Annotated in this window: 22 protein-coding genes; 15 read left to right on the top strand and 7 right to left on the bottom strand. The window is 37.8% G+C overall.

Annotated features, from left to right (window positions below; translation table 11 throughout):
- The first annotated feature begins 29 nt into the window (after positions 1-29).
- Positions 30-350: an iron-sulfur cluster biosynthesis family protein gene (locus tag FHY47_RS06875; RefSeq protein WP_066107713.1), complete on the top strand. Its 321-nt coding sequence runs from the start codon at positions 30-32 to the stop codon at positions 348-350.
- An 83-nt stretch (positions 351-433) separates the two neighbouring features.
- Here FHY47_RS06875 and FHY47_RS06870 read toward each other — a convergent pair whose 3' ends face one another.
- Positions 434-2,083: a DUF2339 domain-containing protein gene (locus FHY47_RS06870; protein WP_139891687.1), complete on the bottom strand. Its 1,650-nt coding sequence runs from the start codon at positions 2,081-2,083 to the stop codon at positions 434-436.
- Positions 2,084-2,704: 621 nt separating this feature from the next.
- Here FHY47_RS06870 and FHY47_RS06865 point away from each other — a divergent pair.
- Positions 2,705-3,508 carry a hypothetical protein gene (locus tag FHY47_RS06865; RefSeq protein WP_148629931.1) on the top strand — a complete coding sequence of 268 codons (804 nt, stop codon included), beginning with the start codon at positions 2,705-2,707 and terminating at the stop codon, positions 3,506-3,508.
- 148 nt (positions 3,509-3,656) lie between these two features.
- Here FHY47_RS06865 and FHY47_RS06860 read toward each other — a convergent pair whose 3' ends face one another.
- On the bottom strand, positions 3,657-3,986 hold the full coding sequence (locus tag FHY47_RS06860) for a hypothetical protein (protein ID WP_148629929.1): 330 nt from the start codon (positions 3,984-3,986) through the stop codon (positions 3,657-3,659).
- A 223-nt stretch (positions 3,987-4,209) separates the two neighbouring features.
- Between FHY47_RS06860 and FHY47_RS06855 the strand changes: the two genes are divergently transcribed.
- A complete protein-coding gene (locus FHY47_RS06855) occupies positions 4,210-4,488 on the top strand; it encodes a DUF3784 domain-containing protein (RefSeq protein WP_066107697.1) in 279 nt (92 codons plus the stop codon).
- A 105-nt stretch (positions 4,489-4,593) separates the two neighbouring features.
- Here the strand turns inward: FHY47_RS06855 and FHY47_RS06850 are convergent, their stop codons facing one another.
- Both FHY47_RS06850 and FHY47_RS06845 read right to left on the bottom strand, forming a co-directional pair.
- Positions 4,594-5,517: an alpha/beta hydrolase gene (locus FHY47_RS06850; RefSeq protein WP_316245991.1), complete on the bottom strand. Its 924-nt coding sequence runs from the start codon at positions 5,515-5,517 to the stop codon at positions 4,594-4,596.
- Between the two features lie 132 nt (positions 5,518-5,649).
- Positions 5,650-6,285 carry a class I SAM-dependent DNA methyltransferase gene (locus FHY47_RS06845; RefSeq protein ID WP_066107690.1) on the bottom strand — a complete coding sequence of 212 codons (636 nt, stop codon included), beginning with the start codon at positions 6,283-6,285 and terminating at the stop codon, positions 5,650-5,652.
- Between the two features lie 181 nt (positions 6,286-6,466).
- Between FHY47_RS06845 and FHY47_RS06840 the strand changes: the two genes are divergently transcribed.
- From FHY47_RS06840 to FHY47_RS06830, 3 genes are all read left to right on the top strand, one after another.
- Positions 6,467-6,709 (top strand): YqkE family protein, encoded by a 243-nt coding sequence (locus FHY47_RS06840; protein WP_306821548.1) that lies wholly within the window; start codon positions 6,467-6,469, stop codon positions 6,707-6,709.
- Positions 6,710-6,946: 237 nt separating this feature from the next.
- Positions 6,947-8,644 carry a methyl-accepting chemotaxis protein gene (locus FHY47_RS18880; RefSeq protein ID WP_066107687.1) on the top strand — a complete coding sequence of 566 codons (1,698 nt, stop codon included), beginning with the start codon at positions 6,947-6,949 and terminating at the stop codon, positions 8,642-8,644.
- 130 nt (positions 8,645-8,774) lie between these two features.
- Positions 8,775-10,274 (top strand): aminotransferase class V-fold PLP-dependent enzyme, encoded by a 1,500-nt coding sequence (locus FHY47_RS06830; RefSeq protein ID WP_140461619.1) that lies wholly within the window; start codon positions 8,775-8,777, stop codon positions 10,272-10,274.
- Between the two features lie 54 nt (positions 10,275-10,328).
- Here the strand turns inward: FHY47_RS06830 and FHY47_RS06825 are convergent, their stop codons facing one another.
- Both FHY47_RS06825 and mciZ read right to left on the bottom strand, forming a co-directional pair.
- On the bottom strand, positions 10,329-11,249 hold the full coding sequence (locus tag FHY47_RS06825) for an aldo/keto reductase (protein WP_148629927.1): 921 nt from the start codon (positions 11,247-11,249) through the stop codon (positions 10,329-10,331).
- A gap of 64 nt (positions 11,250-11,313) precedes the next feature.
- Complete coding sequence (mciZ, locus tag FHY47_RS06820) at positions 11,314-11,448, bottom strand: Z-ring formation inhibitor MciZ (protein WP_077248152.1); 135 nt, start codon at positions 11,446-11,448, stop codon at positions 11,314-11,316.
- Between the two features lie 80 nt (positions 11,449-11,528).
- On the opposite strand from mciZ, the gene FHY47_RS06815 reads away from it, so the two are divergent.
- Both FHY47_RS06815 and FHY47_RS06810 read left to right on the top strand, forming a co-directional pair.
- A complete protein-coding gene (locus FHY47_RS06815) occupies positions 11,529-12,080 on the top strand; it encodes an NUDIX domain-containing protein (protein ID WP_139891700.1) in 552 nt (183 codons plus the stop codon).
- Positions 12,080-13,255: an endonuclease Q family protein gene (locus tag FHY47_RS06810; RefSeq protein ID WP_148629924.1), complete on the top strand. Its 1,176-nt coding sequence runs from the start codon at positions 12,080-12,082 to the stop codon at positions 13,253-13,255. Before FHY47_RS06815 ends, FHY47_RS06810 begins: the two co-directional genes overlap by 1 nt.
- 46 nt (positions 13,256-13,301) lie before the next feature.
- Here the strand turns inward: FHY47_RS06810 and FHY47_RS06805 are convergent, their stop codons facing one another.
- On the bottom strand, positions 13,302-13,871 hold the full coding sequence (locus tag FHY47_RS06805) for a GNAT family N-acetyltransferase (RefSeq protein ID WP_066107671.1): 570 nt from the start codon (positions 13,869-13,871) through the stop codon (positions 13,302-13,304).
- A 137-nt stretch (positions 13,872-14,008) separates the two neighbouring features.
- On the opposite strand from FHY47_RS06805, the gene spoIIM reads away from it, so the two are divergent.
- From spoIIM to FHY47_RS06770, 7 genes are all read left to right on the top strand, one after another.
- Entirely contained in the window at positions 14,009-14,650 is a 642-nt protein-coding gene (gene spoIIM, locus FHY47_RS06800; protein WP_066107668.1) for a stage II sporulation protein M, read from the top strand.
- 179 nt (positions 14,651-14,829) lie between these two features.
- Positions 14,830-15,315, top strand: a complete 486-nt coding sequence (gene fur, locus FHY47_RS06795; protein ID WP_066107665.1) for a ferric iron uptake transcriptional regulator — start codon at positions 14,830-14,832, stop codon at positions 15,313-15,315.
- A gap of 112 nt (positions 15,316-15,427) precedes the next feature.
- Positions 15,428-15,658 (top strand): YqzK family protein, encoded by a 231-nt coding sequence (locus FHY47_RS06790; RefSeq protein WP_066107661.1) that lies wholly within the window; start codon positions 15,428-15,430, stop codon positions 15,656-15,658.
- A 6-nt stretch (positions 15,659-15,664) separates the two neighbouring features.
- Complete coding sequence (gene xerD / locus FHY47_RS06785) at positions 15,665-16,555, top strand: site-specific tyrosine recombinase XerD (protein WP_066107858.1); 891 nt, start codon at positions 15,665-15,667, stop codon at positions 16,553-16,555.
- 311 nt (positions 16,556-16,866) lie between these two features.
- Entirely contained in the window at positions 16,867-18,042 is a 1,176-nt protein-coding gene (gene deoB, locus FHY47_RS06780; RefSeq protein ID WP_066107658.1) for a phosphopentomutase, read from the top strand.
- Between the two features lie 14 nt (positions 18,043-18,056).
- Positions 18,057-18,881, top strand: coding sequence for a purine-nucleoside phosphorylase (locus FHY47_RS06775; protein ID WP_139891702.1), 825 nt, complete (start codon positions 18,057-18,059; stop codon positions 18,879-18,881).
- 765 nt (positions 18,882-19,646) lie between these two features.
- On the top strand, positions 19,647-20,825 hold the full coding sequence (locus tag FHY47_RS06770) for a D-alanyl-D-alanine carboxypeptidase family protein (RefSeq protein ID WP_148629921.1): 1,179 nt from the start codon (positions 19,647-19,649) through the stop codon (positions 20,823-20,825).
- The last annotated feature ends 41 nt before the right edge of the window (positions 20,826-20,866 follow it).

Genomic DNA, 20,866 nt, shown 5'->3' with positions numbered 1-20,866 from the left:
TAAATAGAGAGAAAGCATGGTGGACAACAGTGGAAATTACATGGACAGACGCAGCATTAGAAAAGGTAAAAGACAAGCTGACAGATCAAGAAGGCGTATTTTGTTTGAAGTATGAAACAGAAGGCTGTGGCTGCGTAGTAAGCGGTGTAACCAATTTATATTTTGTTAAAGAAACTACTTCTCAAGAAGTAAAATGGGAAACCAATGCCTATCCTGTATGGTTAAATAAATATCATGAAATCTTTTTAGATGAAAAGCTTATTATTGATTATTCCAGCAGTACAAATAGCTATCAGCTGAAAAGCCCTAATCAGTATTTAAATCCAATGATGAATGTCATCTTTCAATAGGCTCTATAAGGAGAAAATTCAAAAGGTTCAGTCAGAAATTTTGACTGAACCTTTTTTTAAACGAAAGCAAAGGGAAATCCCACTCATTTTTTTGTATAAAACACCTTAGAAATAAGCAGCCCAATTACGCCAAGTATGATGAATAATATTGCTTTCCAAACTACATCTATACCTGATAGGTCGTAGAAAGTAACTTTTAATAGCGTAATAAACAGGAATATTAAGCCGATGTTTTTCCAAACTTTTTCTTTAAAGTAACTAAATAACCCGTATGTTACTCCAACGATAATGATCCAAGATAATGACAAACCGATATTCTTAATCATTAAAGAAGAATCATCTGTGAAATAGTATGCCATTTTGCTTATAAATATGATCAGTAATACTTCTATTATATAGGGTAAAGTAGATTTCATTATATTTCTGTCGATGATTTTTGTTATTGTTTCTTTTATATAGAGAACAAAGAAGAAGCTGATTATGATCATCCATACAACAACAGTTTCTAGTGATAGCATGTATCCCGGCTTGTCGAATAATTGTACCAATACGGATAAGAGCAGTATTATGCTAGCTATTGTCCCTAATATACTCTTCCTTATTTGAGCAAAATAGTAAACTAGTACGGCTTGCATGGTAAAGAGGATTAATTTTGATGATGGATCAATCACTATATCGTTTAGCAGTATAAATATGTAGAACATCGAAATAACAAAGAAAATGTTTTTTAGTTCAGTGTGACTTTTATTTTTCACGTAACTAAGCAAAGAGTATACGATGGCCATTATTGAATAGAACGTGTATTGGTAGCTTGGTGTTTGATCAAACACATCAACTCCGATTAAGAGCATGAATAATGAACCGATCGTGATAGCTGGAATATACATATTTTTAACAAATATGTTGTTTGTTTTAAATGTTAAATAAATGATAAAGAAATGCTGAATAGCGATTGTGAGGAACGTTAAGGTTGAAATTTCCCCACTGCCTACTAATCCAAAAAATAATACAGTGAACATAAATGCATAGTTTGCCACATTCCAAGTGATTTTATATTGCCCTCTAAGAGATTCTAGTATTAATCCTATAAATACAGCAGTTTCGTATATATAAAATACATATTCATTCCCTTTGTCTCCTGCAAATAGGAAAGGGTAAAAATAAGCACCTACTCCTATAATGGTAAGCAAGGATTGAGATTTGTATTTTCTCGATAGATAAACTCCTATATATATTCCGAGCGCTAATAAACATACAGTCACATAGAATGGGATAATGTGGTACAAAACATTACCGGAGAAGACAGATATAAGATAAACAATTATACTTCCGCCTAACAATACTATTCCTAACGTATTCTTTGCCTTTTTATATTGCTTTTCTCCAATGATATATAAGAATCCAGCTAATAAGAAACCAACTATTACACGAACCACGGGATTTATCCATCCGTTTTCAGATGCTGCCATAAAAGCCCAAATAACTCCTAAAATAAAAACGAATATAAATATTCTAGGTAACCAAGTTGAGATCATAGATTCAAAGCTGATTAATTCTTTTTCTGGTTTTATTTCAGGTTTTTTGATATTTCTTTTTATCTCAACTTTTTCACTTTTGTTTTCCACATTAAGATTAACTTCATTATGTATGGTTCTTAACTCTTTTTTTAACTCCACTAACTCTTCTTCCATATATCTTATTCGTTTGGATAAATCATAAATTTTATCGTCCAACCATTCCGCCTCTTCTCTGTTTAATCATTTACACACCTCTAAACTCAGAATTTTCAGTATATCGTTTCCCTTATTATACCAGTATTTTTTCTGTAAACATATGCTAAAAGGAGGTGGGTATTAATAATTCAATCTTTATGTTATTTACGTTTCGAATCCTAAGGTGTTTATTTAAATTTTCCCTTTTTCACTAAATAGGTCTAAGAGTATGGAAAAAACAACTTTAAATATTCAGATTATTGTGTTAGTATTAATCATCTTTAAAATGGAATTTTATAGGAGGTTTGTTATGTTAGTCTTTGTCCCGTTTGGTTTAGGTGTAATTATTGGCATTATCTTTATTGTTATAACTTATTTTCTTAAGAAATATCAAAGCGCTTATACAAAATATTTCAGCTGACGAAGGCATTGATCCAAGAAGGTCAATGCCTTTTTATATTGGGCTTATAATTGGATTGGTAAAGATCAACGAAGTATCAAACAAACAGGGCTTAATAAAAGAACTCATAAGATAGGATATCAAAGGAGATTCTAAATAATAGAAATGCTTTTTTCGACATGGACAAATTTTCAGAGCGAGTATTTACCAAAATGGTAATTATATTTAAGGAGATGTGATAAATGCTTGGTATTTTACTTTTGATTTTGGGCTTGGCGGCGTATCTATATTTTAAGCGTCAAAAAGAAAGCCCGGTAAATCGAAATCAACAAACGACGCGTGAGGCTGAACCAAAAAAACAAGAAACTATACAGACTGTTATGCCGACAAAAAATGAGACTGCACAGGACGCTGAAACCTTAAAACAAGAGCAAGTGCCCGTTGAACCTAATGAATCTGTTGAACAATCAAGTCCGATCGAAAAGCCGGAAAAGGAAACTGTTACTGTTACATTTTCAGATGGAACAACTAAGGAATATAACCTTAACTTAACACTTAATGACACCCATATTTGCTTGTTATCTGACGGCGGGAAAACGTATCATACACACGTTAATTGTTTTAAAAACTGGCCTGCTGAATATCAAGAAAATTTTAAAGGATGGAAAGCAATAACAACAGATGAAGCAGAAAAAATGGGCTACAGAAAATGCAAATATTGTAATAAAGCTGATAGAACAGAATGGGACTATTACAAGGACAGGAAACCCCTTAAAACTTTCACTGTCACTCATAGGGGAGAATTTGCTATTACAGAGATTTATAACGTAGGTAATGAAGTAAATACGGGCTATGATTTTGAAAAGGACAAAGACACGTTAGAAATAGACTATGAAGAAATTTGTTATATGCCAAAAAGCGCAAGAGATTTCTTTGATGAGAATTACGGCGAGTATAAAATGTTTGTGTTAGATGTGTATGAAAATGATAATGGAAAAGTGAAGCTTAAGATTGGAATATTTGAGGAATTAGGGAAAAATAATTGATGATAAAGCATTAAACCGCCTAATGTATAGGCGGTTTTTATTATATGTAAGGCGAGATGTATTCTTAAATCAATTTTTCTCGTCATATATAATCCTCCTATTCATTGATATATCCGAATTACATCTATATCTCATTGAAAGGGTGATCTTATTTCTTTTTTGGTTTGAATAAAGCACTGTATGTTTTAACGTCCGGGTCATCAATCAACCAACCGTATTTCTGTAAAAAGGATAATTTTTCTGTTACTGTTTCAAGTAATTGTACAGACTGTTTTCCCGGAACTCGTACATTTTCCTTGTTATCAAAAAATTTACTATCTGCTCCAAAGCGGAGAATTTGTGGTATCCCATCCTTTATGATTTTACGGTAAGTTACTTTGGCATAATCTCCTGTTACAAAATCATTTCCTACTATACATTCCAACAAACCTTTGTTTAATTTTGCAAGAACTATTTTCTCTAATTCGTCTACCTTCATAATTAAAGCTCCTATATCTGATTATTCTGAGTTATTTGTCTGTTTATCTTTATAATATCATACGTTTGTGAAAAGATTAACATGAACAAACCGGTGCGCTGATTCGAGGAGGATTAATGCTCTAGTTTGTTGAATTCTTTATTCTACAAACAGAGCAGGTTAGCGAAAGAAATAATTATTATAAGATATATAATACAAATGCCGTATAAAAGGAGGAGAAATGATGGAGCTTTTTGTTGGTCTTATCACTGCAGGGTTTCATTTTTTGCTTGCTTATATCATTTGGGGAAAGGGGAAAGTGCATATTTTAGCAGGATATGTGGAAGGTCAAGTTAAAGATAAAAAGAAACTTTCAAAGTATGCGGGCATATTATTTATTGGCCTTGGCATTATATCTGTTTTTTTCCCTTTGGTTCCGGACAGTTTTTTCTATTATGTATTTGCATTATATATTTTATGGCTTTTGATTGGTATTGTTGTTATCAATGTCAAAATAAAATAGAACATATCAACCTTATAATACGAATGGGGCTTTAGTAGAATAACGAGTTAATTGAATAATAGCAAAAATGATCCTTACGAAAACAGCCATTAAAAAAGTGCCACCCTAAAAGAAAGGGGGCACATGTGCTTTAAGAAAAGAATCGATTACTTTTTCATAAGCTTCAGGATTCGTATTATAGGATTGGGCGTGTTGGCCTTTTTCGGCTAGGTACAGCTGTTTCGGTCCTTTTTTGTGTTCATATAATTCCTCGCTCATGGTTGAGGGAATATACGCATCCTCTAAACTATGGATAAAAAGAACAGGGCTTTTTATATTCTCTACTGCCTTTAAAGGAGAAACTTCTCTAAATGAATAGCCATCTCTCCGTTTAAGCCACCAATCCCCAAAGGGGAGAACCATCCATTTTGGAAGATGGAAGTCTTTTTTTAGGCGGTAAGCTATTTGCTCGGAGAATTCGGAGAATGGACAATCCGCTATGTAAAAATCAGCTCCATCCTCAACGGTGCCGGCATATAGTAACAGGGTGACCGCACCCATTGATTCACCGTGGATGCCAAGCAAAATATCATGACCCTTTTGAGCCTTTAATTCTTCTACAATAGCGGCAAGATCATCTTTTTCATAATATCCGTAGCTGCTTGTTTTTCCTTCCGAATCACCATGGCGGCGATGATCATAAATGACGGTGTTAAATCCTTTTTTTGCAAATAAATTGACATAGCGAATCGAATTCCACTTATTTTCAGTGATTCCGTGCGCAATGATCATCCATTTTTTTGATTCCTTATGTGGTTCTGCAAATATAGCATGAATCCGGTATCCATGTTTGGATTGAATCCATTTCTCCTCCTGAGGCAGTTTTTGAAAGGAAGCAGTGTCAAAACGGCCTGCCTCGATTTCACGTTTCCGAACGACCTCAACATCTTTTCGTTTCATATACATCAGCATGTTAGAGAAGAATACGCCAATTCCGATTATGTATGCAATCATGACACCGAAGATAAAATACCATCTTTTCTTTTTCAAATGAAACCCTCCGAAAAACACATTATCATCCTTTAGTTTACCATTCTGCAGAGAAAACAAACATTGAAATAATAGGCAGATTCACAAACGAAAAAACCCTATATTGCTATAGGGATAGATGCTATTGTTTAATTATTGTTTAGTGGCATGCATGAGCCAGACAAATGTATTTAGCTGCTCAAATGTTACATGAAATTGATGCTTTTCCAGGATTGATTTCAAGTAAGGGATCGTCGTGTAATATTCAGTTCGTAAATCCTCTGCTAATCGATCGAAATTGTTGCGCTCAGCGTTATCAATGACCGCCTGCTGATCCTCTTTCGTTAAAAACATCGTATCCGCAAAAACGATTTTTCCGCCTGGTGTTAGAAGATTGGAGTATAGAGCAAAAGCTTTCTCTTTTTCCTCATCGGTTAAATGGTGAAAGGCATAGGTGCTTACAAATGTGTCGACTCCATTTTCAACCGGAAAGTGAAAGAAATCACCGTCTACAATTGATAAGGATCCGAGCTTTTTCTTTGCCTTTTTTCTCATTTCTGTGGAAGGCTCAATTCCGAGAACTTGGTTTCCTTTTTCCAGTAGCCGTGCAGTCAAATTCCCTGTTCCGACTCCGAATTCGATTACAGAGCCATCCGCATGGGATGCAACTGTTTCTAGGATTTGTTCATAATGTAAAAAAACATCGGTATATTGGTCATCAGAACCGGATACCGTTTCATCATAATTAGCAGCCCATTCATCAAATAGCTGGTCAAATTCTCTGCCCATCATACCCCTCCTTTAGTTCCTAATAAATCATATCATATTTATATGAATAATATGGTATAAAGTTACAATTTTTACCTTAAATAGGAAAAAGGAAATAGAGGCTATTAAAAAGTATTAAAACCATACCTGACTTAATTTGACTGACCCATTATAATAGAAAGAAAAAAGGAGCTAATATCCGATGATGAAACATAAACCATCCAAGAAAAACGATGATGGCTCAATTAGCTTGGGAGATCTGCTAAATCAAGATATTTTGAGCCAATTGCAGAATAAAAAAGGTGAATTAAAGGAAGAAGAGCAACGTCGAATACAGCAAATGGAAAAACAAAAGCGTGAGGAACGAAAACGCCGCGAGAAAAATAAAAGCTTTGAAGAGCTATTAAATGAGAGCAATCTGAACTGGAAGCAGTTTAAGGGATAAAGGAAGGGACCACCCTAAATGTAATGCACTCTTAAAAGGAAGTTGAACACTACCTTTTCGAGGCACTGCAAAGCAGGGTGGTCTTTTTATTTGTATAAGTAAATAGTTCTAACCACTATTTACCATTATTTCTGCAAAAAATTATAGGTTTCTCCACAAAATGGTTACATATTACGCAGAACTGGCCGATATAGATAACGGGAAGATATATCGGGAATTTTTGGAGGAATTTTAGAGATGAATATCAGGCGAAAAATTGTTATCACTTTTATCAGCGTTACTGTTTTAAGTTTAATAGTAGCTGCTGTTCTCGCTTACAATCTGTATTCGAATGAAAAGCGCATTCAGGAAATAAATAAGAGTTCCTTAGAGATTGTACTACTAACAGATCAAATGAAAGTCAATGTTATTCAGGTGCAGCAGGTATTCAAAGGAATCAGTGCTACGAAAGGCTCGGACACGATTGATACTTATTCGTTGGCTGATACGTATGCAGAAGAATTTAAGAATCATGCCGAGGATTTAAAAAAACTGGGTGTATCATCCGGAAAATTGGATTCATTAGCAGATTCCTTTACCGAGTTTTATCAATCCGGGCAGCTAATGGCTGAGAGTTTCACAGAAAAGGGGATAGAAGCTGGTAATGAGCCTAAGGTGATCTTTACTCAATTTGAACAAACTATGGAACAGCAGCTTGGTGACTTACAGAAACAGGCTGTTGATGGAATTCATAAGGATATAAATCAATTGACAGAGCAGACGAGAAAGGCCTTAACGACTGCGTTAACGGTTTTTGTTATGAACCTAGCGATCGGCTACACCATGGTTTATAGAGTGACACGTCCGGTTACTCGGGGAATAGAGAAGTTATCTAAACAAGTCATGTTGATTGCCAAGGGAAATTTAACAGAACCAATTGTTGCAGAAACAAAGGATGAAATCGGCACACTTGCGAGTGGAATGGAACAAATGCGTACAGAGCTTGTGTACTTAATAGGTGCCATCAAGGAATCATCTGATAAAATCCATGCCAATACCGTTAAGATGGCAGAGGGTACTCAGCAAACCGGTGTGGCTGCTGATCAAATTGCCACCACTGTTTCGTATATCGCATCTGGAATTGATACTCAATCACATAAAGCTAACCATATCTTTGAGACAATGGTGAATATTACAAAACAGGTTGAAACAGGGACTTATTTTACAAAAGAAACATTGGGCAATGCAGAGGAATCATCACTTATAGCAAGGGATGGACAAGTGATGATTCTCGAAGGACTGCAGGTATTAGTAGCACTTGGTGACGATATTGCTCATGCCAACGAACAAGTGAAGCATTTAGGCGAACGAGCAAATGAAATTGAAAATATAATTCGGTTTATTACAGATATTTCGGCCCAAACGAACCTATTGGCTCTGAATGCAGCTATTGAAGCCGCAAGAGCGGGGGAGCAAGGGAGAGGCTTTGCAGTAGTGGCAGATGAAGTACGTAAGCTGGCCGAACAGACAAATAAAGCTACTGAAGAGATCAAGGATTTAATTAATAAAATTCAAAAAGACACATTTAACACGATGAACGTTATGGAAAATAATTTAAATCAGTTCCGTACTCAGGTTGAAACAGTGATGGAAGGCAGCAGTACACTGACAATCATAAATGAAAAGGTTGGGTATACAAAGAATCATTTAGAGAAATTAACTGAGTCCTTTCAAATGATTAATGAAGATGTTAAAAGAGTTGAGGGCATGATTGAAGAGACATCCACAACCATTCAGGAATCAGCGGCTTCTGCTGAAGAAGTTTCTGCATCCGCAGAGGAACAGAATGCGATGGTAAAAGAGACAGCAGAATATGCTAATGGACTTGCTCAAATTACAAATGAACTTATTGCTCTGACAGGGAAATTTAAAACTGAGAAATCAATGGAAGAATAATGGAAGGCCCTCATCACTGAAAAGTGATAGGGCTTTTTTGTAAGAAAGTACTATTTTCTCCACGGCAATAACCAATAGGCTTTTTATTCATATACTGTTACTGACTTATGCAGATAGAAGGTGAACAGGATTGCTGAGGGCAAGAATTGGAAATCATCAGCGAGAATGGTTTGGAGAGCTGGAGCAATATTTCCATGATTTTCGCAAATACATTATAGGAAATGACAAAACGTTTTCAACCCCATACGGAGAAAAGCCGATTATATATGCGGACTGGACAGCAAGCGGAAGATTATATAAACCGATAGAGGATAAAATCACGAAGGAATTTGGACCGTTTATGGCAAATACCCATACGGAATCAAACCAAACCGGCTCATTCATGACGAATGCGTATCATCATGCAAAGAAAATCATAAAAGAGCATGTAAACGCTGGTCCGGATGATGCGATTCTCCTTGATGGCTTTGGAATGACGTCGGTCATTAACAAATTTCAACGTATACTTGGCTTGCGCATACCAGAAAAATGGGAATCGAGGCTTGAACTAAAGCCTGAGGAAAGACCGGTTGTATTTATTACCCATCGGGAACATCATTCCAACCATACCTCCTGGCTTGAGACGATTTCCGATGTAGTTATCGTGGAACCTGATCAAAAAGGGAATGTCAGTCCGGAGCAATTAGAACGGCAGTTACAATCCTATTCAAACAGACCGTTGAAAATCGGTGCTTTTACCGCATGCTCCAATGTAACCGGACTCATTACTCCATATCATGAACTGGCAAGCGTGATGCATAAGCACGGTGGTATCTGTGTGATAGACTTTGCTGCATGCGCTCCATATGTAAATATCAATATGCATCCCGAGAATCCTGCAGAACAGCTGGATGCGATTTGTTTTTCTCCGCATAAATTCCTGGGCGGACCCGGTACGAGTGGTGTTTTAATTTTTAATAAAAATTTGTATCACAACCACATACCTGATCATCCTGGCGGCGGCACTGTCAATTGGACGGATCCGTGGGGAAACAAAAGCTATTATGAGGATATTGAAACGAGGGAGGACGGTGGAACACCAGGAATCCTGCAATGCATTCGAACAGCATTATGTATAAGGCTAAAGGAGGAAATGGGGGTAGACAATATGTTGGCAAGAGAGAAAGAATTGCTTTCCATCCTTCTTCCGGGATTGTTATCCATACCTGAAATTAAGGTTCTCGAACCAGAGAAAGAAGAACGATTGGGTATTATTTCATTTATGATTCCGGGGGTACACTATAATCTGATTGTTAAACTATTAAATGACCGGTTTGGAATTCAGGTACGGGGCGGATGTTCCTGTGCGGGAACGTATGGGCATTATTTATTGGGAATCTCCAAGGAGAGTTCCCAACAAATCATGGAATTGGTTGATCAGGGCAATTTAGAGGTTAAACCTGGATGGATTCGATTTTCCATTCATCCAACCATGACGAATGCGGAAGCCTACCAATTTATTTCAGCCATGAAATGGATTGTTGACCATTTCGAAGAGTGCCAGCAGGATTATGTGTATGATTCAAAAACGAATGATTATTTTTATTGTGATTACCAACGGGAAGATTTCGACTGGTTATTCTATGTATAGGATAAAAATAAGAAAAGGAATCAGGCTATTTAGATGAAATAGCCTGACTCCCGTTTAATCGCGATGTGTCTCATATTTATTTGCTTTAGTTAAAGAGCGCAATAGTTCCAGCTCTTCGGCTGCTAACGGTTTGCTGTTTATAGCCTTTATATTTTCAAGTAATTGTTTTTCGCTGCTTGCCCCAGGGATCACAGCAGCTACCGCTTTAGAAGAGAGGATATATTGTAAAGCCAGTTCATTCATGGAACGGCTCGCTATTTTTTCTTGAATGGATGGAAGCAGAGACTCTAGCTCCTCATATGTATAGTCCAAATATCCATTTTCACGGATAGAATCGGAAGCTTTATTTAACATTTCCTCTGTTAAAAGGCCTTTTGCTACAGGGCCTCTAGCAATGATGCTGATTTGATGCTCCTTCAGTAACGGCATCCATTCCTCCGGTCTTCGATCGAGAAGGCTGTATTGCATCATGACCGATATGATACTTGAGTGGTTTGCAAATTCCTTGATGACATTGGGACGGATAGAGGAAATGCCGTACTCACGTATATAGCCTTCTTTCTTTAATTCTTCAAAGGCAGAAATGGTTTCATCCAAGGGATCGTCTATTGTACCGCCATGAAGCTGGTATAAATCGATATAATCGGTCTGTAAACGCTTTAGGCTATCCTTTACGGCCTGCTTAATATAGGTTCGCGAAGGGTCCCAGGACCATGAAGTTTTCTCGTCATTCCATCTGTTACCGCCCTTTGTAGCTAATATCAGGTTCTGTCGATATGGTTTTAACACCCTTCCGACCATTTCCTCATTAAGGCCAAAATCATACAAATCGGCTGTATCAAAATAGTTGATTCCGTGTTCGATAGCTGTCTCCAGTATTAGTCGGGCTTGTTTTTCGTCTTTGCCGAGAGACATGCATCCTAGTCCCATCTCCGTAACATATAAGTCAGATTCTCCAATTTGTCTCTTTTTCACAGGAAATCTCCTTTCGCTATTACAGTGTGTCTTTTCTTTATTGTAATGGAAGGAGTTAAATCCGTCATTTTATTTGCCGAGCGGCCTGCAGCCAGTCCGTAACATACACATATTGATTGCTATATTGCTTTAATTTCTCTTTTACTTCCCAAGCTTTTCCGCTCAAAATGATTTGATTGTCACTGATCCATATTTTCATAACGCACCCCTTTGGACATGCTATATGGTAAAATGTATGAACAGAGGAATGCTTTTTAGAACAAAAGGAGAGATTTAACGATGTACAAATATGAAGAGAAAACGATCAAATCAGAACCTATTTTTAAAGGAAGAATTTTAGATGTACGTGTGGATGAAGTGCTTCTTCCGAATGGAAAGACGTCGACCAGAGAATTAATTAAACATCCTGGAGCGGTCGCAGTGATTGCCGTTACAGATGAAAATAAGCTCGTGCTTGTTGAGCAATACCGTAAGCCGATGGAAAAAGCGTTAGTTGAAATTCCTGCCGGTAAATTGGATGCCGGTGAAGATCCAAGAGATTGTGTGGTTCGCGAGATGGAAGAGGAAACCGGATATGCCTGCGAGTCCATTGAACATATTATTTCCCTCTACACATCGCCTGGATTTGCAGATGAGATTGTACATATTTACCTGGCTAAGGGTCTTTCTAAAAAGGAAGATGCAAGAGGCCTTGATGAGGATGAATTCGTGGACTTGATGGAAGTCACATTAGAAGAGGCTTTGGAACTGATTAAAGAAGAGAGAATTCAGGATGCCAAAACAGCCTATGCGGTTCAATATTTACAGCTCCAAGAGGCACTGTCTAAATAATGAAGACATATTACGCGGATTTTCATATTCATGTGGGGAGAACGAAATCAGGGAAGCCTGTCAAAATTACAGGAGCGCGGACCCTAACGATTTCAACTATTCTTGAATATGCTGCGACAAGAAAAGGACTCGATATGGTTGGGGTCATCGACTGCCATGTTCCTGAGGTGATAGAAGAACTTGAGGGGCTCATGGCAAAAGGAGAGATGAAAGAACTCGAGGGCGGCGGTCTTCAACATAAAGACGGTACCGTTTTGATTCCGGGCAGTGAGATTGAAATCAATGATGAAAACTGCAAAGGGCCCATTCATGTGCTGGCTTATTTCCCTACTCTTGAAAAAATGAAGCTGTTTTCGGAATGGTTTGCAGCGAGAGTTAAAAATAATACTCTCAGCTCTCAGCGTATTTATGAGAGTGCTACCGTATTGCAGAAAAAAGTAAAGGATTTGAGCGGGTTATTTATCCCTGCACATATTTTTACTCCCCATAAAAGTTTGTACGGCAGAGGGGTCTTAAAGAGCCTAAACGAGGTTCTGAATCCAGACTGGATTGACGCTGTTGAGCTGGGGCTCAGTGCTGATACGACAATGGCATCCAAGTTAAGCGAGCTGAACCGCTATCCCTTTTTAACAAATAGTGATGCACATTCGTTGCCAAAGCTGGCTCGTGAATATCAAAAACTGTTGCTGCAGGAGCCTAACTTTACCGAATGGCATAAAGCACTTCAACAAGAAGAAGGACGTGCCATTTTAGCTAATTACGGACTGAATCCGTATTTAGGTAAATACCATGAAACAGTTTGCGAGAATTGCGGCGAAACTCTAGCTGTGTATTCAGAGCGCTGTCCTTATTGCGGCTCTAATCAGGTGACACGTGGAGTAGCTGAACGTATCAATGATCTTGCAGATGCAGAGCTGGGAGATGTTCTGCAAGAGAGACCGCCTTATATTCATCATATCCCGCTTGAGTTTATTCCAGGGCTAGGACCGAGAACATTGGATAAATTAGTAGCTGGTTTTGGTTCAGAAATGGCTGTCATCCATGAAGCCAGCCTGGAGGAGCTAAAGGGGCTAGTTCCTGAAAAAATAGCCATGCTCATCTATCAGGCACGGGGTGGTACATTGTCTCTGCAAAAAGGCGGAGGCGGTATTTACGGGAAGATTATTACGGATTAATGGAGAAAAAGGGCAGTGAATAGCATTCACTGCCCTTTTTTCTATTTTACAAATCACTTCTGATTTTAGAGAAAATGCATGTATCACGAAGGGAGGTACCTGTAGAATCATAGCTGTCGTGTCTTAATGTCCCTTCAAGAGTGTAACCCAGTTTTTCAGGAATCCGTCTGGAGTTTATGTTTTTTGAATCACAGCGAATTTCCACCCGGTTAGCTAGTAATTTATCGAATGTGAAGTTCGTCAATAATTCAACAGCCTCTGTCATATATCCTTTTTTAGTGTAACGAGAATCCATCCAATATCCGATCTCGAACTTTCTTGTTTCCCAATTCATTCTATGTAGTCCGGTGGAACCAAGGAAAATATTATCTTCTTTTCTCATCACATATAGACGTATATCTTCTCTTAAAATAAACTCTGCCTGTGCTCTTCGTAAATTGTCCTCTGTCTCCTCTAATGTCTGATCTCGATTAGCCCAGGGCATCCAGGGTTTTAAATCTTCTTTTGAAGCCAATATGGCATCATGGACCATAGGCCCGTCTCCCGGCTTGCAAGAACGCAAATAAATTCGGCTTCCATCAAGTTTTTCTGGTATGTCCATCAGGATCGGATTCATGCCAATCTCCTCCTTTTATGTAAATTAAAGAGATTATATCATACTATTTAGACTAGTAAGAATTTATTTTTTACTAGAATACAATCTCTAGTAAATACATAGAATCTAGTAATGGAACCGGAGAGGAGAATTCCCCTGTGAAAAAATCGTATTATAAAAGAGCTTTGCTTTTTCATATTAAAGATCATTTATCTATTTTCATTTTTATTATGGTCCTATTCCTGATGGGAATCATTTTTGGGGCAATTATTGTCAACAGCTTATCTTTAACTCAGAAAGAGGACCTGTTTTATTATTTGTCTCAGTTCTTCGGAGAATTAAAGCAAGGGAAAGTCAGTGCAAGCAGTGAAATTTTCATCTATAGCTTTCAGGAGAATGCGAAGTTTATTATCTTAATGTGGATTCTTGGAATCTCGATTATCGGGTTACCAATGATTTTAATCCTTCTTTTTATAAAAGGAATCGTGATCGGCTTTACTGTCGGTTTTTTGGTTAGCCAAACAGGGTGGCAGGGCTTTATGCTTGCGTGTGTATCCATATTACCTCAGAATATCATCCTTGTACCCGTAACCATTATCATGGCATCATGCGCCGTCATTATCTCCATTAAAATGATTAAACGCCAATTTTTAAAATCAAGCCGCGAAAAATTAAGGCCTTATTTTTTCCAGTATTCTCTGTTGCTTGGAATGGCCTTAGTGTCTTTTGTTGTTGCAGCCTTGATTGAATCCTTTTTATCACCGGGGCTAATGAAAGCTGTAATTGATAATATGAGTTAATAATAATTATTAGATAATAATCATTATTATAAGTTGTTTATAATTATTATATTTTACATGGACGTTTTTTTTGCTATACTATAAATGGTGATAGAAGGCCGGACTCATAATCCCTTTTTGCCTTCTTCTATAATATGATGATGAAATCCGGACAGATTCAGCGGCGAGGAGGAAAAGGGTTGGAATCTAGATTAGATCGAATAAAAAAGCAATTACATTCTTCAAGTTACAAGCTGACGCCGCAGCGAGAGGCCACGGTTAGAGTGTTGCTCGAGAATGAAGAAGACCATTTAAGTGCAGAGGATGTATATTTGCTCGTTAAAGAAAAAGCACCGGAAATCGGTTTGGCAACTGTATATAGAACGCTTGAATTGCTTACTGAGCTTAAAATAGTAGATAAAATTAATTTTGGTGATGGGGTATCCCGTTATGATTTGCGACAAGAGGGAGCAGCGCATTTTCATCACCATTTAGTCTGTATAGAATGTGGAGCAGTAGATGAAATTCTTGAAGATTTATTAGATGATGTAGAACCGATTGTTGAACAGAAATTCAGATTCAAAATTAAGGATCATCGCCTGACATTTCATGGGGTTTGCCATCGTTGCCAAGATAAAAAAGAAGAGCCGGAGACTGCAGGGTCCGGGAATAACCATGCAAGATAAGCCTTTCCGTTGTGGAAAGGTTTTATCTTTTACTCATAAAACGTGGATGATATGTATAAAACATGTCCAAACAGGCATAAATTGATAAAAAGGCCTGGAGGACTAGAGAATTATGAGAAATTTGATTAAATTATTTTGGCAAACAAGCAAGGTATTCATCATGTTTGTTGGCTTTACGATATTATTTTATTTTGCTATTGTTTGGTTTAATGAGGAATATGAAAATTATCATCGCTATGACGAGCCTAAGGGAACGGCTGTAAAGGTTTTTCAATCCATCAATGATGAAGAGGAGCCTGGATGGAGAGAAAGACTCTTTCTATTTTATTTAGATGGGGAGTAAATGAAAATGAAAGATCCATTGCAGGATTTTATCCATTATTTAACAATCGAAAAAGGGTTGGCTAAAAACACCCTCCTATCGTATAAACGAGATTTGGATTCCTATTATAAGTTTTTGAAAAATCAACAAATTGACAACTGGAAGGACGTTTCCCGTGTTCATATTGTCCAGTTCCTGGGTAAATTAAGGGATGATGGAAAATCGTCCAAAACGCTGGCACGCCATACAGCTTCCATTCGATCCTTCCATCAATTTTTATTAAGGGAACGTATTTCGGAAACAGATCCGTCTGTCTTGATTGAAAGCCCTCATACTGAGAAATCATTGCCAAAGGTTTTAAGCCAGGAGGAAACGGAGGCATTGCTGAATGCACCTAACCCAGCTGACGCTTTCGGTATACGGGATAAGGCTATTTTAGAGCTGCTCTATGCAACTGGTATGCGGGTTAGTGAATTAATAGAGTTAAATATTGATAATGTACATATAGAAATGGGATTTGTTCGCTGTATAGGGAAGGGAAATAAAGAGCGAATTATCCCGGTGGGGCAAATGGCCCTTGATTCGATTACCACCTACTTAACATCAGGTAGACCTAGATTGGTTAGCCAAAAGAATAAATCGGATGCTTTATTTTTGAATCATCACGGCGGACGTCTCAGCCGCCAAGGGTTATGGAAAATTATCAAGAAGCTTGCTGAGCAGGCGAATATTCAAAAGTCATTGACACCTCACACCCTTCGCCACTCATTTGCCACTCATTTACTAATGAATGGTGCGGATTTGCGGGCTGTTCAGGAGATGCTCGGACATGCTGATATCTCGACAACACAAATATATACACATGTCACGAATGTCCGTTTAAAGGATGTATACAGTAAGTTCCATCCCCGAGCTTAAAAGGGGATTCTCTAAGTTTAGGATAGTTACGGCGGCTTCCGGTAAGGTGCCGTCTTTATTTTTGAACACGTTTCTAAAAAGAAATAAGCAGTAGGTCTAAAGACTTTTTGAATATTGAGTGAATACCGAAAAATAAAACTATTAAAATTTGGTAAACTTAAATTGGCAACGTTTCCCCGGTGATGTAAAATAAAGAAGTCAGACCTCTGACGCCTGCAACTTTTGACCCGTAAATTCTACTGAAATTTATGGAAGATTACAGGCGTTGAGAAAGGGTAACCTACATATAAAAGAAGCTGGAGGTTTCAGGTATGAAATTTAAGCGAGTATTTTTAACTGTAATGGATTCTGTTGGGATTGGTGAAGCGCCTGATGCAGAGAAATTTGGCGATAAAGGTTCGGATACACTTGGACATATAGCTGAAAAAATGAATGGGTTGAACATGCCTGTCATGGGTAAATTAGGCTTGTCAAACATCAGAGAAATTAAAGGGATTCAAAAGGCAGTCAAGCCAATGGCTTATTATACAAAAATGCAAGAGGCATCCAATGGGAAAGATACGATGACTGGCCACTGGGAAATCATGGGGCTGCGCATTGATACACCGTTCCGTGTATTTCCGGATGGATTTCCGCCGGAATTAATTCAGGAGCTGGAAGAAAAGAGCGGCAGAAAAATTATTGGGAATAAACCGGCGAGCGGTACAGAAATCCTAGTAGAATTGGGAGAAGAACACGTAAAAACCGGAGCATTAATCGTGTACACTTCTGCTGACTCCGTTCTGCAAATTGCAGCTCATGAGGATGTAGTACCTCTTGAAGAGCTCTATCGTATCTGTGAAATTGCCAGAGAAATGACTCTTCGTGAAGAATATATGGTAGGCAGAATTATTGCTCGCCCATTCGTTGGAGAGCCTGGTGATTTCAAACGTACGCCAAATCGCCATGATTATGCGTTAAAACCATTTGGACGCACGGTAATGAATGAGTTGAAGGATAGTAACTTTGATGTAATCTCCATTGGGAAAATTGCTGATATCTACGATGGCGAGGGCGTAACAAAAGCGCTTCGCACAACAAGTAATATGGATGGAATGGATAAGCAGGTCCAAACATTGGACATGGACTTTACTGGTCTAAGCTTCCTGAACCTTGTTGATTTTGATGCTGTATTTGGCCACAGACGCGATCCTATTGGGTACGGTAAAGCATTAGAAGAGTACGATGGAAGATTGCAGGAAGTACTGGATAAAATGAAGGAAGACGATCTGCTAATTATTACAGCAGACCATGGTAATGATCCGGTTCATCCTGGAACAGACCATACGAGAGAATATGTTCCTTTACTTGTATACTCCAAACAATTTAAAGAAGGTAAAGAACTGCCGATCCGCAGTACATTTGCGGACATTGGTGCAACCGTTGCTGATAACTTCGGTGTGAAAATGCCTGAGCATGGAGTAAGCTTCCTTAAGGAACTAAATTAAAAGGAGAGAACAGAATGTTTGAAAAAGTAAATGAAGCAGCAGCGCATATTTTAGAGGTATCCGGTCAAAAGCCGGAACTAGGATTGATTCTTGGTTCAGGGTTGGGAGTATTGGCTGATGAAATTGAAAATGCCACTGTAATCCCATACAGTGAAATACCTCATTTCCCAGTTTCTACTGTTGAAGGACATGCCGGCCAACTTGTTGTTGGAACGCTGGCAGGCAAAACAGTAGCGGCTATGCAGGGGCGTTTCCACTATTATGAAGGATATTCCATGCAAGAAGTTACATTCCCGGTACGTGTTATGAAGGCAATGGGAATGACGCATATTCTTGTAACAAATGCAGCAGGCGGAGTAAATGAAAGCTTCAAGCCTGGTGATTTGATGATTATCACAGATCATATTAATTACATGGGCGCACACCCATTAATTGGACCGAATCACAGTGAGTTTGGACCAAGATTCCCTGATATGACAAGTGCTTATACAAAATCATTAGTGGAATTGGCAGAACAAGTTGCTTCTAAACAAAATATTGCGATTCAAAAAGGTGTTTACATTGGATTTACAGGTCCTACTTATGAAACACCAGCAGAAGTAAGAATGGCACGTATTTTAGGCGGAGATGCAGTGGGAATGTCAACAGTTCCTGAAGTTATCGTTGCTGCTCATGGAGGCATGAAGGTACTCGGTATTTCATGCATTACAAACATGGCTGCTGGAATCCTGGATCAGCCTTTGGCACATGACGAGGTAATTGAAACGACTGAAAAAGTAAAATCTACGTTCTTGAACTTAGTGAAATCAATCGTATCAGAAATGAAAATTGAAGCGTAAGTAAGTTTTAACAGGAGGCTGTCTAATAGTTTTTATTAGATAGCCTCTATTTTTTTACGGTTAATAGTAGGAGTAAGATACCATGCGTAATGACATGCTAGGGTAAAATGAATAAATAATTCACTTTGGCCTGATATAAATTGCTCTAGTGTCCAAATTTGATTCAATTACTGTGTAAATCGTTCGTTCAAATGCTTAATGATCGCACAATAGCCATGCTAATCGCTTAAGAGTCTTACATGATCGCTCAATCACCAGAATTCCCGCTCAATTAACCTCATTTTCCGCTAATTGCTTTACCGTTCGCTCAATAAATTGAAATATCGCTCAATTCCACTCCCTTTTCGCTCAATTCCTTTCAAAATCGAACTATTGCTATAAAATTTCGCTCAATTGTTTATAGGTTGCCTGTTATATAGATGAAATTTAAATACTGATTATAAAAAGCAGACTGAAAAGTCTTCACTTTAACCAATTCCCTTTAAAAATAAGGATGTTTTTATGATTTACAGGCTCAAATTTCTCTCCTCTCGAGTTTTGCTCGATAATTTAATTTCAGAACATCTAATGTTAGTTAATTTGGTTCCTACTAACACAGAAATAGCTAGAGTTCCCTTTGAAATTAAGACTGCATATTTAAAATCTTCATTCAAATTAGTTAGGTCCTCATCAGGAAATATAATTTTATCTGAGATAAGATTCTGGACTGTATAAAAGTGGTGTTGTTGGTAAAACTGGAATTTATCATGAGTAGGAGGTCTGTCCATGAAACGGTATGTTTCAGCTTTATTAGTAGTAGTGTTCACTTTAAGTATGTCTGTACCATCATTTGCAGCCGAAAAAACAAAAACGGCGGAATTAGATTTAGCACCTAAAACGAAGTCAGCAATACTGATAGAAAAGGATACGGGTTCTGTCATATATGATAAAAATAAAGATGAGCGGCTGTCTCCCGCCAGCATGACGAAGATTATGACTATGCTGTTAATCATGGAGGCATTAGATCAAAAGCGTATAACGATGGAAGATAAAGTTCGAACAAGTGAATATGCTGCCTCAATGGGTGGTTCGCAAATATTCCTTGAACCAGGTGAGGAAATGACAGTTGATCAAATGCTTAGAGGAATTGCGATTGGTTCAGGGAATGATGCCTCCGTTGCCATGGCTGAAAAAATTGCTGGAAGCGAAGAGGAATTCGTGAAAAGAATGAATGCCAAAGTGCAGGAATTGGGATTGAAGAACACTAAATTTCAAAATTGTACGGGACTGCCGACAACTGATCATTACAGTTCAGCATTTGATATGGCGACTATAGCAAAAGAGTTACTAAAGCATGAGGAAATCACAAATTTTACGAGTTTATATGAATCTTACTTACGTGAGGATTCAGATAAAAAATTCTGGCTTGTGAATACGAACAAACTGGTGAAATTTTACCCAGGTGTGGACGGATTAAAAACAGGTTTTACACATCAAGCAGGATATTGCTTAACCGCAACAGCTAAAAAAGATAATTTACGAGTCATTGCAGTTGTATTTGGAGCTGAGAATCCAAAGGAACGAAATTCTCAAATTACAAAAATGCTGGATTATGCCTTTGCTAATTATCAATCACGTCCGGTCTATAAGAAAGAACAGCCTCTTGCACTTTTGAAAATTGAAAAAGGTCAACAGAAGAAAGTAAGTCTGGTCACAAACGATTCAGTTTCTCTTTTAAATAAAAAAGGGGAAGACAATGTGAATATCCGTCCGAATATCGTACTGAAAAAAGATGTACAGGCCCCAATCAAAAAAGGGGATCAGCTTGGTGTCTTAAAAATGATGAGAGACGACAAAGTAATTTCAGAAACCCCTCTTATTGCATCAAAAGATGTAAAACGAGCAAGCTGGTTTGATTTATTTAAGCGTTCTTTCGGCATGTTTACCCATACCGGCGACGAATAAGCATTGGTATGCGAAATTAAACGAATAGAAAGAGAATATCA

The sequence above is a fragment of the Bacillus sp. E214 genome (assembly GCF_008087365.1).
GTDB lineage: Bacteria > Bacillota > Bacilli > Bacillales > Pradoshiaceae > Pradoshia.
The sequence above is the reverse complement of the archived record's forward strand: the minus strand, read 5'-3'. Positions and strand labels throughout refer to the sequence as shown.

Coding starts and splice junctions, on each gene's coding strand:
- FHY47_RS06865 (WP_148629931.1), top strand. CDS start 2,705: ATGCTTGGTATTTTACTTTTGATTTTGGGCTTGGCGGCGTATCTATAT.
- FHY47_RS06860 (WP_148629929.1), bottom strand. CDS start 3,986: ATGAAGGTAGACGAATTAGAGAAAATAGTTCTTGCAAAATTAAACAAA.
- FHY47_RS06855 (WP_066107697.1), top strand. CDS start 4,210: ATGGAGCTTTTTGTTGGTCTTATCACTGCAGGGTTTCATTTTTTGCTT.
- FHY47_RS06845 (WP_066107690.1), bottom strand. CDS start 6,285: ATGGGCAGAGAATTTGACCAGCTATTTGATGAATGGGCTGCTAATTAT.
- FHY47_RS06840 (WP_306821548.1), top strand. CDS start 6,467: ATGATGAAACATAAACCATCCAAGAAAAACGATGATGGCTCAATTAGC.
- FHY47_RS18880 (WP_066107687.1), top strand. CDS start 6,947: ATGAATATCAGGCGAAAAATTGTTATCACTTTTATCAGCGTTACTGTT.
- mciZ (WP_077248152.1), bottom strand. CDS start 11,448: ATGAAAATATGGATCAGTGACAATCAAATCATTTTGAGCGGAAAAGCT.
- FHY47_RS06815 (WP_139891700.1), top strand. CDS start 11,529: ATGTACAAATATGAAGAGAAAACGATCAAATCAGAACCTATTTTTAAA.
- FHY47_RS06810 (WP_148629924.1), top strand. CDS start 12,080: ATGAAGACATATTACGCGGATTTTCATATTCATGTGGGGAGAACGAAA.
- FHY47_RS06805 (WP_066107671.1), bottom strand. CDS start 13,871: ATGAATCCGATCCTGATGGACATACCAGAAAAACTTGATGGAAGCCGA.
- FHY47_RS06790 (WP_066107661.1), top strand. CDS start 15,428: ATGAGAAATTTGATTAAATTATTTTGGCAAACAAGCAAGGTATTCATC.
- xerD (WP_066107858.1), top strand. CDS start 15,665: ATGAAAGATCCATTGCAGGATTTTATCCATTATTTAACAATCGAAAAA.
- deoB (WP_066107658.1), top strand. CDS start 16,867: ATGAAATTTAAGCGAGTATTTTTAACTGTAATGGATTCTGTTGGGATT.
- FHY47_RS06775 (WP_139891702.1), top strand. CDS start 18,057: ATGTTTGAAAAAGTAAATGAAGCAGCAGCGCATATTTTAGAGGTATCC.
- FHY47_RS06770 (WP_148629921.1), top strand. CDS start 19,647: ATGAAACGGTATGTTTCAGCTTTATTAGTAGTAGTGTTCACTTTAAGT.